The organism is Streptomyces griseorubiginosus (genome assembly GCF_017614965.1).
Taxonomy (GTDB): domain Bacteria; phylum Actinomycetota; class Actinomycetes; order Streptomycetales; family Streptomycetaceae; genus Streptomyces; species Streptomyces griseorubiginosus_B.
This window is the reverse complement of the sequence record NZ_WVUG01000228.1, coordinates 1-14,491: the sequence shown is the minus strand read 5'-3', so window position 1 is coordinate 14,491 and position 14,491 is coordinate 1. Positions and strand designations below refer to the sequence as shown.

Below are 14,491 nucleotides of genomic sequence, written 5' to 3'. Positions count from 1 at the left end.
GGGCTCCGCCCAGGCCCACGGGGTCAGGACGGCCCACGTCAGCGCCAGGAGAGCCGTCACCGTCAGACGCAGGTATCGGTTCGCTCGCATGACGGAACCATCCCGCACCAGCCGCCGATCATGGCGGGATCTGTGGACTACTCCCGGGTTGTGGACAGCGGCGTCACCCGGTGCCTCGCCGGTCCCGTACACTTCTTCTGGCGATCCGGGTCACCGGGTCGACTTCGCACGCCCCGACACCAGGTGGTCACAAGCCGGTGTCAGCGCCTCTCGGTCCTCTGCGGCACGGCGCACGCGGGCGTCAGGCGCGGATGCCGTGCGGTATCCGCGGGACAACCGAGAAATTCAAGGAGATACGGCCATGGCCGTCGTCACGATGCGGGAGCTGCTGGAGAGCGGCGTCCACTTCGGTCACCAGACCCGTCGTTGGAACCCGAAGATGAAGCGCTTCATCTTCACCGAGCGCAACGGCATCTACATCATCGACCTGCTCCAGTCGCTGTCGTACATCGACCGCGCCTACGAGTTCGTCAAGGAGACCGTCGCCCACGGCGGCACGGTCATGTTCGTCGGCACGAAGAAGCAGGCGCAGGAGGCCATCGCCGAGCAGGCCACCCGCGTCGGCATGCCCTACGTCAACCAGCGCTGGCTGGGCGGCATGCTCACCAACTTCTCCACCGTCTACAAGCGTCTGCAGCGCCTCAAGGAGCTCGAGCAGATCGACTTCGAGGACGTCGCCGCGTCCGGTCTGACCAAGAAGGAGCTTCTCGTGCTCTCGCGCGAGAAGGCCAAGCTGGAGAAGACCCTCGGCGGTATCCGCGAGATGCAGAAGGTGCCCAGCGCCGTCTGGATCGTGGACACCAAGAAGGAGCACATCGCGGTCGGTGAGGCCCGGAAGCTCAACATCCCGGTCGTCGCGATCCTCGACACCAACTGCGACCCCGACGAGGTCGACTACAAGATCCCGGGCAACGACGACGCGATCCGCTCCGTCACCCTGCTCACCCGTGTGATCGCCGACGCCGTCGCCGAGGGCCTCATCGCCCGCAGCGGTGTCGCCACCGAGGGCAAGGAGAAGGCCGCGGGCGAGCCGCTCGCCGAGTGGGAGCGCGACCTGCTCGAGGGCGAGAAGAAGGCGGACGAGGCCGAGAAGCCGGCCGAGGCCGCCGCTGAGGCTCCTGCCGCCGAGGCCCCCGCGGCCGAGGCTCCGGCTGCCGAGGCCCCGGCCGCGGACGCCGAGCAGGCCTGATCAGTCAGCGTTGACGGCGGGGGCGGCGGCATCCGGGTCGCCCCCGCCGTTCACCCGTAGGTCAGCGGAGAGTCGGCGGCCCCCGCTACATGAGGGCCGTAGACCCGTAGATCTTCGATCTTCCAGACTTCGAGAAAGATTCACAGACTCATGGCGAACTACACCGCCGCCGACGTCAAGAAGCTTCGTGAGCTCACCGGCGCCGGCATGATGGACTGCAAGAAGGCGCTGGACGAGGCCGAGGGCAACGTCGAGAAGGCTGTCGAGGCGCTGCGCATCAAGGGCCAGAAGGGCGTCGCCAAGCGCGAGGGCCGCTCCGCCGAGAACGGCGCCGTGGTCTCCATCATCGCCGACGACAACTCCTCCGGCGTCCTCGTCGAGCTGAAGTGCGAGACGGACTTCGTCGCCAAGGGCGAGAAGTTCCAGGCCGTCGCCAACGCGATCGCCGAGCACGTCGCCAAGACCTCCCCGGCCGACCTCGAGGCTCTGCTGGGCTCCGAGATCGAGGCCGGCAAGACCGTCCAGGCGTTCGTGGACGAGGCCAACGCCAACCTCGGCGAGAAGATCGTCCTGGACCGCTTCGCGCAGTTCGCCGACGGCTACGTGACCGCGTACATGCACCGCACGATGCCCGACCTGCCCCCGCAGATCGGTGTCCTCGTCGAGCTGGACAAGCCGAACGCTGAGGTCGCCCGGGGCATCGCCCAGCACATCGCCGCCTTCGCGCCGAAGTACCTCTCCAAGGAGGACGTGCCGGCCGAGGTCGTCGAGTCCGAGCGCCGCATCGCCGAGGAGACCACCCGCGCCGAGGGCAAGCCCGAGGCCGCGATCGCGAAGATCGTCGAGGGTCGCCTCAACGGCTTCTTCAAGGACGCCACGGTGCTTGGTCAGCCGTACGCGCTCGACGCGAAGAAGTCGGTCCAGAAGGTCCTGGACGAGGCCGGTGTCACCCTGAAGCGCTTCACGCGCATCAAGGTCGGCATCTGAGTCCGTACCGCGATCGGCGCGCGACCCCGATAGGGTCGTACGCAGTTGTCAGCGGGTGACGGACGACAGCGGATCTGACGAGGAGGCCATTGCCGAGCACGGGAGCCAAACCCCAGCGGCAATGGCCTTCTTCGTATGTGCAACAGGTGAAAGAGGCGGGATCTCCATGACCACCAAGCCCCAGAAGAGCGACGACGGCAAAGTACCCGGCCGGTTTCTGCTGAAGCTGTCCGGAGAGGCCTTCTCCGGTGGCGGGGGCCTGGGCGTGGACCCCGACGTGGTGCACAAGATCGCCCGTGAGATCGCGGCCGTCGTCCGCGACGGAGCGCAGGTCGCGGTCGTCATCGGCGGCGGCAACTTCTTCCGCGGCGCGGAGCTGCAGCAGCGCGGCATGGACCGGGCCCGCTCGGACTACATGGGCATGCTCGGCACCGTGATGAACTGCCTCGCCCTCCAGGACTTCCTCGAGAAGGAGGGCATCGACAGCCGGGTGCAGACCGCGATCACCATGGGCCAGGTCGCCGAGCCGTACATCCCGCTGCGGGCCGTGCGCCACCTGGAGAAGGGCCGCGTGGTCATCTTCGGCGCCGGTATGGGCATGCCGTACTTCTCCACCGACACCACCGCCGCCCAGCGCGCCCTGGAGATCGACGCCGAGGCGCTGCTGATGGGCAAGAACGGCGTGGACGGGGTCTACGACTCCGACCCCAAGCGCAACCCGGACGCCGTCAAGTTCGACTCCCTCGGCTACGGCGAGGTCATCACCCGCGACCTCAAGGTCGCCGACGCCACCGCCATCACGCTGTGCCGCGACAACAAGCTCCCGATCCTCGTCTTCGAGCTCCTGACCGAGGGCAATATCGCCCGCGCCGTCAAGGGTGAGAAGATCGGCACGCTGGTGGGTGACCAGGACAGCCGGGACTGACAGCAACACCGACGGACCCTGACCGGGGGATGGACAATGTCCCGCAGGTCGGGAACCGTGCAGGAAGAAGACGCGACGCAGCCGGCCGCCGCCCCCACAGGAACCGCAGCCGGGCCTTACTCAAGACACGCAGGAGCAAGTGGTGATCGAAGAGACCCTCCTCGAGGCCGAGGAGAAGATGGAGAAGGCCGTCGTGGTCGCCAAGGAGGACTTCGCCGCGATCCGCACCGGTCGTGCGCACCCGGCGATGTTCAACAAGATTGTGGCCGACTACTACGGCGCGCCGACGCCGATCAACCAGCTGGCTTCGTTCTCCGTGCCGGAGCCGCGCATGGCGGTCGTGACCCCGTTCGACAAGACGGCCCTGCGCAACATCGAGCAGGCCATCCGCGACTCCGACCTGGGCGTCAACCCGAGCAATGACGGCAACATCATCCGGGTGGTGTTCCCCGAGCTGACCGAGGAGCGCCGCCGCGACTACATCAAGGTCGCCAAGGGCAAGGCCGAGGACGCGCGTGTGTCCATCCGCTCCGTGCGCCGCAAGGCCAAGGACGCCCTCGACAAGGCCGTCAAGGACGGCGACATCGGCGAGGACGAGGGCCGCCGCGCCGAGAAGGAGCTCGACGACACCACGCACAAGTACGTGGCCCAGGTGGACGAGCTCCTCAAGCACAAGGAAGCGGAGCTGCTCGAGGTCTGATGAACGAATCTTCCTGGGGAGCGCCGCCACACAACGGGTACTGGGGGCCGTCCGACCAGGGGCCTGTCCAGGGGGCTGCCCCGGCGGGTCCCGCGTACGATGCGCCTGAGGCGCAGCAGACTCGCCCCATGCCCATCGTGCCCGAGGTACCCGCGTACGGCGGAGACCAGGATGACGACCGGGGGGCCGCACGGCTGAGCGGCCCCCTGTTCCGCGACGAGACGCCGCAGACACCGCCGCCCCTGGCGGTGCAGCAGAATCCGGAGCCCATGCCCGACGCCTCGCAGCCGGCGCCCCAGCCGCAGAAGAAGAGCGCTGGGCGCGACCTGAGCGCGGCCATAGGGGTCGGCGTGGGGCTCGGCGTGGTGATCATCGCGTCGCTCTTCGTCGTCAAGGCCGTCTTCGTTGGCGTGGTCGCGGTCGCCGTGGTCGTCGGCCTGTGGGAGCTGACCAGCAGGCTCGCCGAGCGCAAGGACATCAAGGCGCCGCTGGTTCCGCTGGCGCTCGGCGGTGCGGCGATGGTCGTCGCCGGATACGTGCGCGGGGCCGAGGGAGCCTGGGTCGCCATGGCGCTCACGGCACTCGCGGTCCTCGTCTGGCGGATGACGGAACCGCCGGAGAACTATCTCCGGGACGTCACGGCGGGCGTCTTCGCGGCGTTCTACGTGCCGTTCCTGGCGACGTTCGTGGCGCTCATGCTCGCAGCGGACGACGGGCCGTGGCGCGTCCTGACCTTCCTCCTGCTCACGGTCGTCAGCGACACGGGCGCGTACGCCGTCGGCTGGCGCTTCGGCAAGCACAAGCTCGCGCCGCGCATCAGCCCCGGCAAGACGCGCGAGGGCCTGCTGGGCGCGGTGACGTTCGCGATGGTGGCGGGCGCGCTGTGCATGCAGTTCCTGATCGACGACGGTGCCTGGTGGCAGGGCCTGCTGCTGGGTCTCGCCGTGGCTGCCAGCGCCACGCTGGGCGACCTCGGCGAGTCGATGATCAAGCGGGACCTGGGCATCAAGGACATGGGCACGCTGCTGCCGGGACACGGCGGCATCATGGACCGCCTGGACTCCCTGCTGCCCACGGCGCCCGTGGTGTGGCTGCTGATGGTGTTGTTCGTCGGCAGTGGCTGATGGTGGTCCTGTTCTTCGGGTCCGGCTGACGGGTCCGGGAGTCCCGCTCGCTCGTTGGCGCGGCCGTCGGGCGAGTGGGACGATCCCCGTGTAAGCCCTCGAAGGGGATCCCCTGAAAGGAGGGCGTCATGTCCGCCTTCCATGAAGAGATCGACGTCGACCGCGCTCCTGAGGACGTCTGGGCGTACGTCATCGATCCCTCCCATCTGCCCGAGTGGCAGCTGAGCGCGGTATCCGCTGAGCGGCTCGACGAGGGGCCGCTGCACACCGGATCCCAGGTCCGGGTCACCCGGCGCCTCGGGCACCGCCGTGAGATGCCGATGACCATGGAGTACACCGAGTACGACCCGCCGCACAGCTGGAGTGTGCGCGGCATCGACGGCCCGGTCAGGGGCCTGTTCCACGGCGAGGTGGAACCACTGGACGACGGGCGCCGCTCCCGGGTGAAGTTGGACCTCGACTTCGAGGGCCACGGCCTCGGCAAGGTCATGCTGCCCCTGTTCGTCCGCCCCCAGGTCCGCAAGGAACTGCCGCGCAACGAGCAGCTGCTCAAGGAGCGCCTGGAGCACACCGGCTAGCCCTGCCTACTTGGCGCAGACGTCCTTCAGCTCGCGGTCCCGGGTCACCCGGTTGGATCTGCGACACTGGTTGAGCCATGCCTAAGCCCGGAGAACTTACTTTCGTCGCCCCCCGCGGAGCTCAGAAGCCGCCGCGGCATCTTGCCGATCTCACTCCTGCCGAGCGCAAGGAGGTCGTTGCCGAGGTCGGGGAGAAGCCGTTTCGTGCGAAGCAGCTGTCGCAGCACTACTTCGCGCGGTACGCGCACGACCCCGCGGAGTGGACCGACATCCCGGCCGCGGCGCGCCCCAAGCTGCGGGAGGCGCTGCTTCCCGAGCTGATGACCGTCGTACGGCATCTGTCGACCGACCAGGGGACCACCCGTAAGACGCTGTGGCGGCTGTTCGACGGGACGCTCGTCGAGTCGGTGCTGATGCGGTACCCGGACCGGGTGACCATGTGCATCAGCTCGCAGGCGGGGTGCGGGATGAACTGCCCGTTCTGCGCCACCGGGCAGGCCGGGCTGGACCGTAATCTGTCGACCGCCGAGATCGTGCACCAGATCGTGGACGGGATGCGGGCGCTGAGGGACGGAGAGGTCCCGGGCGGGCCCGCGCGGCTGTCCAACATCGTCTTCATGGGGATGGGGGAGCCGCTCGCCAACTACAAGCGGGTGGTCGGAGCCGTTCGCGCGCTCACCGACCCCGCCCCGGACGGGCTCGGGCTCTCGCAGCGCGGGATCACCGTGTCGACGGTCGGGCTCGTGCCCGCCATCCACCGCTTCGCCGACGAGGGCTTCAAGTGCCGGCTCGCGATCTCGCTGCACGCCCCCGACGACGAGCTGCGCGACACCCTCGTCCCCGTGAACACGCGATGGAAGGTGCGGGAGGTGCTCGACGCCGGGTTCGAGTACGTGGAGAAGAGCGGGCGGCGGCTGAGCATCGAGTACGCGCTCATCCGCGACATCAACGACCAGGCGTGGCGGGGGGACAGGCTCGGGCGGCTGCTCAAGGGCAAGCCGGTACACGTCAATCTCATTCCGCTGAACCCGACCCCGGGCTCGAAGTGGACCGCCTCCCGGCCCGAGGACGAGAAGGCCTTCGTCGAGGCCATCGCCGCGCACGGCGTGCCGGTGACCATCCGGGACACCCGAGGTCAGGAGATCGACGGGGCCTGTGGACAGCTGGCGGCCACCGAGCGGTAACCTTTGCCCGTACGTACACCTTCATATCCGACAGGGGAGCGCCACAGCGCTGAGAGTGCGGCAATCGGGCCGCAGACCCTCTGAACCTCGCCCAGGTCATTCTGGGTAGGAAGTTCGGTCACCACCGTGAACACCAAGAAGTACTGTGCTGCCGTCGTCGGCCTCGGCATGCTCACGCTGTCCGCGTGCGGCTCCTCCGACAGCGGTTCCTCCACCGACTCCAAGACCGTCACCCTGGTCAGTCACGACTCCTGGGCCGTCTCCAAGAGCGTCCTCGCCGACTTCGAGAAGCGTTACGGCTACAAGGTCCACGTCCTCAAGGACGGAGACGCCGGGCAGGCCGTCAACAAGGCGATCCTCACCAAGGACAACCCCCAGGGGGACGTCTTCTTCGGCGTCGACAACACCCTCCTGTCCCGGGCGCTCGACAACGGGCTGTTCCAGTCGTACGAGGCGAAGGGCTCCGACCGGATCAAACCGCAGTACCGGGTCGACCAGGACAAGCACCGGGTCACCCCCATCGACTCCGGTGACATCTGCGTCAACTACGACAAGGCCTACTTCAGCAAGCACAGGCTGACCCCGCCGCAGTCCTTCGACGACCTGGTCAAGCCCGCGTACAAGAACCTCCTCGTCACCGAGAACGCCGCCACCTCCTCGCCCGGCCTCGGCTTCCTGCTCGGCACCGCCGCGCAGTACGGGGACGACGGATGGCAGGGCTACTGGAAGAAGCTCAAGGCCAACGGAGTCAAGGTCGTCGACGGCTGGGAGCAGGCCTACAACGAGGAGTTCTCCGGCTCGGCCGGCGGCAAGAAGGCCAAGGGTGACCGGCCGCTCGTCGTCTCCTACGCCTCCTCGCCGCCCGCGGAGGTCGTCTACGCCGACCCGAGGCCGAAGACCGCGCCGACCGGAGTGTCGTACGGCACCTGCTTCCGGCAGATCGAGTACGCGGGACTGCTCAGCAACGCGCACAACAGCAAGGGCGGCAAGGCGTTCATCGACTTCCTGGTGACCAAGGAGTTCCAGGAGGACATGCCGCTCAACATGTTCGTCTACCCGGTGACCGAAGGGGCCGCGGTGCCCAAGGAGTTCACCGAGTACGGTCCCGCCGCCAAGGACCCCGAGACGATGGCCCCCGCGAAGATCGCCGCCAACCGTGACCAGTGGGTCAAGTCGTGGACGTCACTCGTACTGAAGTAGCGAACCGCTCCTCCAGGGCAAGGACTCGACGCGGGAGCGCGGCTCGGCTCGGGCTGCTCGCCGGGCCCGTCGCGTTCTTCGCGCTGTTCTTCGCCTGGCCCGTCGCCGCGATCGTCGCGCGCGGGCTGAAGGTCGACGGGGTGTGGCGGCTGGGGCGGATCGCGGACGTCGTCACCCAGTCCGACATCCGGCATGTCCTGTGGTTCACCACCTGGCAGGCGCTCGCCTCGACGGCGCTCACCCTCCTGGTCGCCCTCCCCGGCGCCTACGTCTTCGCGCGCTTCGACTTCCCGGGCCGACAGGTGCTGCGGGCCGTCGTCACCGTCCCCTTCGTCCTGCCGACGGTCGTCGTCGGGACCGCCTTCCTCGCGCTCGTCGGACGCGGCGGACTGCTCGACGAGTTGTGGGGCGTACGGCTGGACACGACCGTGTGGGCCATCCTGCTGGCGCACGTCTTCTTCAACTACGCGGTCGTCGTACGGACCGTGGGCGGGCTGTGGGCGCAACTGGACCCGCGGCAGGAGGAGGCCGCGCGGATGCTGGGCGCGTCCCCGCTGCGCGCCTGGCGCAGGGTCACGCTGCCCGCGCTCGCGCCCGCCGTGGCCGCCGCCGCGCTGATGGTGTTCCTCTTCACCTTCACCTCCTTCGGCGTCGTCCAGATCCTCGGCGGGCCCACCTTCTCCACTCTGGAAGTCGAGATCTACCGGCAGACCTCCGAGATCTTCGACCTGTCCACGGCCGCCGTGCTCACGATCGTCCAGTTCGTGGCCGTCGGCGCGATCCTCGCCGTGCACGCCTGGACGGTACGGCGGCGGGAGAGCGCCCTGCGGCTCGTGGACGCGTCCGTGACGGCCCGGCGGCCGCGCGGGGCGGGCCAGTGGGCGCTGCTGGCCGGTGTCCTCGTCACCGTCGTCGTCCTGCTCCTGCTGCCGCTCGCCGTGCTGGTGCAACGGTCGCTGGACGCGCCGGACTTCCGCTACTACCGGACGCTGACCAGCGAGGCCGGCGACACCTTCCTCGTCCCGCCGATCGACGCGATCGGCAACTCGCTCGAGTACGCCCTTGCCGCGACCGCCATCGCCGTCGTGATCGGCGCTCTGGCCGCCGCGGCCCTCGCCCGCCGGGACGCCGGACGACTGGTGCGCGGCTTCGACGCGCTGCTGATGCTGCCGCTCGGCGTCTCCGCGGTGACCGTCGGCTTCGGCTTCCTGATCGCCCTCGACAAGCCCCCGCTGGACCTGCGCCAGTCCTGGATCCTGGTGCCGCTCGCACAGGCGCTGGTGGGCGTGCCCTTCGTCGTACGGACCATGCTGCCGGTGCTGCGGGCCGTGGACGCCCGGCTGCGGGAGGCGGCTGCTGTGCTCGGGGCCTCGCCCTGGCGGGTGTGGCGGGAGGTCGATCTGCCCCTGGTGCGGCGGGCGTTGCTGGTCGCGGCCGGGTTCGCCTTCGCCGTGTCGCTGGGGGAGTTCGGGGCGACCGTGTTCATCGCACGGCCCGACAACCCGACCCTGCCGGTCGCCGTGGCGCGGCTGCTCGGGCGGCCCGGTGATCTCAACTACGGCCAGGCGATGGCCCTTTCGACGATCCTGATGGTGGTGTGCGCGGTGGCGCTGCTGGTGCTCGAGCGGCTCCGTACCGACCGGACCGGGGAGTTCTAGATGCCGCAGAGCCTGTTGAGCCTGGAAGGTGCCACCGTCCGCTTCGGCGCGCGGGCCGTGCTCGACGCCGTCGGCCTCGAGGTCGCCGAGCACGAGGTGGTGTGCGTGCTCGGGCCCAGCGGCAGCGGCAAGTCCACGCTGCTGCGGGCGGTGGCCGGGCTGCAACCGCTGGACGCCGGGCGGGTGTTGCTCGACGGCCGCGACCAGGCCGGTGTGCCCGCGCACAAGCGTGGGGTCGGCCTGATGTTCCAGGACCACCAGCTCTTCCCGCAGCGGGACGTGGGCGGCAACGTCGCCTTCGGCCTGCGGATGCACGGGGCGCCGAGAAACGAACAGCAGGAACGTGTGCGGGAGTTGCTGGAACTCGTCGGGCTGCCCGGCGCCGAGCGGCGGGCCGTGGGCGCGCTGTCCGGCGGTGAGCAGCAGCGCGTGGCGCTGGCCCGTGCCCTCGCGCCCCGGCCGCGGCTGCTGATGCTGGACGAGCCGCTCGGTCAGCTCGACCGCTCGCTGCGGGAGCGGCTGGTCGTCGAACTCCGGGAGCTGTTCGGCCGGTTGGGCACCACCGTGCTCGCCGTGACCCACGACCAGGGCGAGGCCTTCGCGCTCGCCGACCGGGTGGTGGTGATGCGGGACGGACGGATCGCCCAGTCCGGTACGCCCCTGGAGGTCTGGCAGCGGCCGGCGGACGAGTTCGTGGCCCGGTTCCTCGGCTTCGAGAACGTGGTCGAGGGCACGGTCGCGGGGGAGGCCGCGGACACGCCCTGGGGCAAGGTCCCGGTGCCCGAGGACGCCCCCCAGGGCACCCGCGGCCTCCTGGTCCGCCCCGCCGGCGTCCGGCTCGTCCCCGCCGACGAGGGCCTGCCCTGCACGGTCGCCGCCCGCACCTTCAAGGGCACCCATGTCGCCGTACATCTCCAGCCCGAGGACGCGCCACGGCTGGAGGCGGCGTGCGCGCTGCGGGAGGCGCCGGAGGTCGGGGACGTGGTCGGGGTGGAGTTCGACGCGGCGGAAATCGTGGTGCTGGGCTGACGGGTCCGCGCATAGGGTGCGGCCCATGACCCTGCTTGCGTACGACCGCTACTGTGCCGAGATCGCCCACCAGGTGGCCGAGTTGAGGACCGTGGTGACCTCCGGCGCCGACCTGTCCGCGAAGGTGCCGACCTGCCCCGACTGGACCCTCGAACAACTCGTCCTGCACATGGGCGGGGCGCTGCGCTGGGTGGAGGTGCTGGTGCGGACCCGGGCCGAGGAGAACGTCCGGGACGAGGACATCCCCCGCGGCGACGGGCCGGAGACCGCGGGCGACGCCGCCGAACTCGACGCCTGGCTCGCCGAAGCCGGTGAACTGGTCGTCCGCGCGCTCCGGGAGGCCGGCCCGGACGCCAAGGTGTGGTCGTGGGCCGGCATGCTCGGCTCCGGCTTCTGGGCGCGCCGGATGACCCACGAGATCACCGTCCACCGGGCGGACGCCACACTGGCCGCCGGACTGCCCTACGAGGTCGCGCCCGACATCGCAGCCGACGCGATCGACGAGTGGCTGCAGCTCGTGGGGCTGGCGGGCGAGCGCAGGGAGATGGAGCGGCCGCTCGCCGCAGGGCGCAGTCTGCACCTCCACGCGACCGACACCGCACCGGAGCTGAACGCCGAATGGTTCGTGGAAGGGACCGAGCAGGGCGTCACCTGGCGCCGCGGGCACGAGAAGGCCGATGTCGCCCTGCGCGGCCCGCTCACCTCGCTGCTCCTCGCCTTCTACCGCCGACTGCCGCTGGACGGCTCGGGGTTGGAGGTCCTCGGGGACCGGCAGTCGCTCGAATTCTGGCTGGAACGGGCGACGTTCGGCTGAACGACGAAGGCCCGTCCCCCGGGGATACGGGGACGGGCCTTCGCGATGGTGCTGGTGAGGCGTCAGCGGCCGCTGTTGGCCCCACGACGGCGCATGCCGAAGAACACGGCACCGCCACCGACGACGACGAGGGCGCCCGCGACACCGGCGATCAGGCCGGTGTTGGAGTTCGCACCGGTCTCGGCGAGGTTGGAGTCACCGGCAGCCGGGGACGGGGCGTTGGACGACGTGGTCGCCGGAGCGGTGCTGTCCGAGGCCGACGCGGTCGGGGTCGGGGACTCCGAGGCCGGGGTGGTGGCCGGAGGGGTCGTGGCCGGTGCCGTGGTGGCCGGCGCCGTGGTCTCGCCCGTCGAGCAAGCCTCGGACGGGGTGGTCACGTTCGGCTTGATGTCCTTGTCGAACTTGAACTTCGCGGTGTCCACCGTGACGCGGACGCGGTACTCCGCGTTCGGCTTCCAGTCCTCGGCGAACGTGACATCCGTGCCCGCGGCCGAGCCCTTGACGGTCTGCGGCTCGCCGACCGGAGTCTCGTTGCCGGCCGGACCCTCGAGGAACACGGTGATGGTGGCGGTCTGGCCGGAGGCGTCCTTGTCCGTGACGGTGATGACGCCCTTGCTGCCGTCGCAGGAAGCCGCGGCGGAGAAGTCCTGGATGTTGCACGCGAGCGCGGAGCCCGCGGCGCTCATGGCGAGCGCTGTCGAGGCCGCGGCGACGCCCAGGATCTGCGCGGAACGTCGGGCGGTACGGCGAGATATGGTCACTTTTGCCCTTCACGGGGGTATGCAACTGAGGGGGGTTGTAAGAGAAGTGAGGCAACAGTGAGGTGAGGCTTCACTCTCCCCAGGAGGCTCACAGGTCTATAAGTGTTTCATAAGGAGTGTCAACGCATATGCCCGCCCGGGGCGTTGACTTTACCTTCTCATTAACCACCGAGATGTTTCAACGCGTCAGGTGCGTCCTCGATCCGGTCAACGAGGGCGATACGGGACTCCATCGAGCGTTCCCGGGCGAGTGACCGCAAGAGGGGCCACGCCGGCAGCCGCTCCGTCCAGTGCTCCCGGTCGACGAGCACCATCGGCGTCGGCTCGCCGCGCGACTCGTAGTAGTTGGGCGTCGCGTTGTCGAAGATCTCCTGTACGGTCCCGGCCGCGCCCGGCAGGAACACCACGCCCGCGTTGCACCGGGCCAGCAGTCCGTCCTCGCGGGTGGCGTTGGCGAAGTACTTGGCGATGTGCGAGGCGAACGGGTTCGGCGGCTCGTGGCCGTAGAACCAGGTGGGGATGCCGATGGAGTGGTTGCCTTTCGGCCAGCGGGAGCGCACCTCGAAGGCGGCCCGCGCCCACTCGGTGACCGAGGGGGTGAACGAGGGGAATGCACCGAGGAGTTCGCACGCCTCGTCCAGCATCGCGTCCTCGTACGGCACCGCGTACGCGCCCAGGTTCGCCGCCTCCATCGCGCCCGGGCCGCCGCCGGTCGCCACGGTCAGCCCGGCGCGGCTCAGCTCCCGGCCGAGGCGCGCGGCACCGGCGTACGCCTCCGTGCCGCGTGCCATCGCGTGGCCGCCCATCACGCCCACCACCCGGGCGCCGCGCAGGAGTTCGTCCAGGGCGTCGGAGACGGAGTCGTCGTGGACGGCGCGCAGCATCGAGGCGTATATGTCGCCGTCCGCCTTGGTGCGCTGGAACCAGGCGTAGGCGAGGGCGTCGGGTGTCTGCTCGTAGCCCTTGTCCAGGGAGGCGAACAGCTCGTCGGCGGTGTAGAGGCGACCGCGGTAGGGGTCGAACGGGAGATGCGGGACCGGGGGGAAGACCAGGGCGCCGTCGGCTCGGACCTTCTGCTCGGCGTCCGCCCGCATCGGGCAGCCCAGGAAGACCGCGCCCGCGGTGTCCGTGGTCAGCAACTCCCTGGTCCGGTCGGTCAGATCGACGCCCTGTACGCGGTGGCCGGCGAGGGTGCCGCGGGCAGAGACCGTCGCGTCGAAGTCCTCGAGCGTCTCGATCTCGCGCTCGTCGTGGTGGGCCGCATGGGCCGGGCTCGTCTGCACGGGCCCATGCTAGGCACCCCGCGGGTTCAGCTCTGGACCGCCGCCGGGTCCATCCACACGACCTCCCAGGAGTGACCGTCGAGGTCGTCGAAGGAGCGGCCGTACATGTAACCGTGGTCCTGGACGTCGTCGTTGGCCCTGCCGCCCGCGGCGACGGCCTTCTCGACCAGCTCGTCGACCTTCTCGCGGCTCTCGGCGCTCAGACAGATCAGCACCTCGCTGGTCCGCGTCGAGTCCGCGATCTCCTTCTTGGTGAAGTCGGCGTAGCGCTCCTTGCTGAGCAGCATCGTCACGATGGTGTCGCTGATCACGACGCAGGCGCAGTCGTCGCCGCTGAACTGGGGGTTGATCGTGTAGCCGAGCTCCGTGAAGAACTTCTTCGACGCGTCGACGTCGTTCGTGGCCAGGTTCACGAAGATCATCTGCTGGTACATGTGGGCCTCTCCCATCGGGCGGGGTGTGCTGTTCGGTGGGGTAGACCGGGGGTGCCGGCGGAACTCATCGGTGGCGGGGAGTTTTGTTTTCCCGGGTGCGTTCAGCGGGTCAGGGGGAGCGCCGCGAGTTCGGCCACCAGCAGGGTCAGCGGGGTGAAGAGGATCAGCAGGGCGGCGGCGCGCAGGGCGGCGGCGGTGCGGAGCATCGTGGCGGGGGCGCCGAGACGGACCAGCGCCGCCGTCGTGTCGGCCCGGGCCTGTCTGGCCTCCACGGCGGACGTCAGGAGGGTGGCGAGGGTGCAGCCGGTCACCAGCAGCGTGCCGAGGGTGGCGAGGGGCCCGAAGGAGGGTTCCGAGGCGTCGTGGAGCGTGGTCATGGCGTACGCGGCGGAGGCGACGGCGCAGACGATGCCGAGGGGGCGGCCGATGCGGTTGGCCTCCTCCATGAGGACGCGGCCCGCCAGGAGGCGCAGGGCGCCGGGGCCGGCGGACTGGAGCAGGCGGCCGGTGAGATGGGTGAGGGCGGGGGCGGCGAGGGCCAGACCGAGGACGGTCAGGGCGAGGC

General features: G+C 69.8%; 14 protein-coding genes and 1 pseudogene. 11 read left to right on the top strand and 4 right to left on the bottom strand.

The window, feature by feature from the left end; all coding sequences use genetic code 11:
- Positions 1–361: 361 nt before the first annotated feature.
- The 11 genes from rpsB (at position 362) to GRC12_RS31700 (ending at position 11,448) form a co-directional block, all read left to right on the top strand.
- Positions 362–1,249: a 30S ribosomal protein S2 gene (gene rpsB, locus GRC12_RS31750; RefSeq protein ID WP_208782991.1), complete on the top strand. Its 888-nt coding sequence runs from the start codon at positions 362–364 to the stop codon at positions 1,247–1,249.
- Between the two features lie 150 nt (positions 1,250–1,399).
- Positions 1,400–2,236 carry a translation elongation factor Ts gene (tsf, locus tag GRC12_RS31745; protein ID WP_133047347.1) on the top strand — a complete coding sequence of 279 codons (837 nt, stop codon included), beginning with the start codon at positions 1,400–1,402 and terminating at the stop codon, positions 2,234–2,236.
- Between the two features lie 166 nt (positions 2,237–2,402).
- Positions 2,403–3,161 (top strand): UMP kinase, encoded by a 759-nt coding sequence (gene pyrH / locus GRC12_RS31740; RefSeq protein WP_208782990.1) that lies wholly within the window; start codon positions 2,403–2,405, stop codon positions 3,159–3,161.
- A 142-nt stretch (positions 3,162–3,303) separates the two neighbouring features.
- On the top strand, positions 3,304–3,861 hold the full coding sequence (gene frr / locus GRC12_RS31735; RefSeq protein ID WP_133047349.1) for a ribosome recycling factor: 558 nt from the start codon (positions 3,304–3,306) through the stop codon (positions 3,859–3,861).
- Complete coding sequence (locus GRC12_RS31730) at positions 3,861–4,985, top strand: phosphatidate cytidylyltransferase (protein ID WP_208782989.1); 1,125 nt, start codon at positions 3,861–3,863, stop codon at positions 4,983–4,985. The genes frr and GRC12_RS31730 overlap by 1 nt, the downstream gene beginning before the upstream one ends.
- A gap of 128 nt (positions 4,986–5,113) precedes the next feature.
- Complete coding sequence (locus tag GRC12_RS31725) at positions 5,114–5,563, top strand: SRPBCC family protein (RefSeq protein WP_208782988.1); 450 nt, start codon at positions 5,114–5,116, stop codon at positions 5,561–5,563.
- A 77-nt stretch (positions 5,564–5,640) separates the two neighbouring features.
- The gene (gene rlmN, locus GRC12_RS31720; RefSeq protein ID WP_208782987.1) at positions 5,641–6,747 is read left to right on the top strand and encodes a 23S rRNA (adenine(2503)-C(2))-methyltransferase RlmN; all 1,107 of its coding nucleotides are present in this window, start codon (positions 5,641–5,643) and stop codon (positions 6,745–6,747) included.
- Positions 6,748–6,873: 126 nt separating this feature from the next.
- Positions 6,874–7,947: a thiamine ABC transporter substrate-binding protein gene (locus GRC12_RS31715; protein ID WP_208782986.1), complete on the top strand. Its 1,074-nt coding sequence runs from the start codon at positions 6,874–6,876 to the stop codon at positions 7,945–7,947.
- Positions 7,923–9,605 (top strand): ABC transporter permease, encoded by a 1,683-nt coding sequence (locus GRC12_RS31710; protein WP_208782985.1) that lies wholly within the window; start codon positions 7,923–7,925, stop codon positions 9,603–9,605. The genes GRC12_RS31715 and GRC12_RS31710 overlap by 25 nt, the downstream gene beginning before the upstream one ends.
- The gene (locus tag GRC12_RS31705; RefSeq protein WP_208782984.1) at positions 9,606–10,634 is read left to right on the top strand and encodes an ABC transporter ATP-binding protein; all 1,029 of its coding nucleotides are present in this window, start codon (positions 9,606–9,608) and stop codon (positions 10,632–10,634) included.
- Between the two features lie 25 nt (positions 10,635–10,659).
- The gene (locus tag GRC12_RS31700) at positions 10,660–11,448 is read left to right on the top strand and encodes a maleylpyruvate isomerase family mycothiol-dependent enzyme (protein ID WP_208782983.1); all 789 of its coding nucleotides are present in this window, start codon (positions 10,660–10,662) and stop codon (positions 11,446–11,448) included.
- A gap of 62 nt (positions 11,449–11,510) precedes the next feature.
- On the opposite strand, the gene GRC12_RS31695 is transcribed toward GRC12_RS31700, so the two are convergent.
- The 4 genes and pseudogenes from GRC12_RS31695 to GRC12_RS31680 all read right to left on the bottom strand — a co-directional run.
- Positions 11,511–12,209: an LAETG motif-containing sortase-dependent surface protein gene (locus tag GRC12_RS31695; RefSeq protein ID WP_208782982.1), complete on the bottom strand. Its 699-nt coding sequence runs from the start codon at positions 12,207–12,209 to the stop codon at positions 11,511–11,513.
- A gap of 161 nt (positions 12,210–12,370) precedes the next feature.
- Complete coding sequence (locus GRC12_RS31690) at positions 12,371–13,492, bottom strand: LOG family protein (protein ID WP_208782981.1); 1,122 nt, start codon at positions 13,490–13,492, stop codon at positions 12,371–12,373.
- Positions 13,493–13,518: 26 nt separating this feature from the next.
- Entirely contained in the window at positions 13,519–13,926 is a 408-nt protein-coding gene (locus GRC12_RS31685) for a VOC family protein (RefSeq protein ID WP_208782992.1), read from the bottom strand.
- A 101-nt stretch (positions 13,927–14,027) separates the two neighbouring features.
- Positions 14,028–14,491 (bottom strand): annotated as a pseudogene (locus GRC12_RS31680) (hypothetical protein); the annotation flags it as partial.

Excerpts from the sequence above, each read along its gene's own strand:
- rpsB (WP_208782991.1), top strand. The coding sequence starts at position 362 with ATGGCCGTCGTCACGATGCGGGAGCTGCTGGAGAGCGGCGTCCACTTC.
- tsf (WP_133047347.1), top strand. The coding sequence starts at position 1,400 with ATGGCGAACTACACCGCCGCCGACGTCAAGAAGCTTCGTGAGCTCACC.
- pyrH (WP_208782990.1), top strand. The coding sequence starts at position 2,403 with ATGACCACCAAGCCCCAGAAGAGCGACGACGGCAAAGTACCCGGCCGG.
- GRC12_RS31730 (WP_208782989.1), top strand. The coding sequence starts at position 3,861 with ATGAACGAATCTTCCTGGGGAGCGCCGCCACACAACGGGTACTGGGGG.
- GRC12_RS31725 (WP_208782988.1), top strand. The coding sequence starts at position 5,114 with ATGTCCGCCTTCCATGAAGAGATCGACGTCGACCGCGCTCCTGAGGAC.
- rlmN (WP_208782987.1), top strand. The coding sequence starts at position 5,641 with ATGCCTAAGCCCGGAGAACTTACTTTCGTCGCCCCCCGCGGAGCTCAG.
- GRC12_RS31705 (WP_208782984.1), top strand. The coding sequence starts at position 9,606 with ATGCCGCAGAGCCTGTTGAGCCTGGAAGGTGCCACCGTCCGCTTCGGC.
- GRC12_RS31700 (WP_208782983.1), top strand. The coding sequence starts at position 10,660 with ATGACCCTGCTTGCGTACGACCGCTACTGTGCCGAGATCGCCCACCAG.
- GRC12_RS31685 (WP_208782992.1), bottom strand. The coding sequence starts at position 13,926 with ATGTACCAGCAGATGATCTTCGTGAACCTGGCCACGAACGACGTCGAC.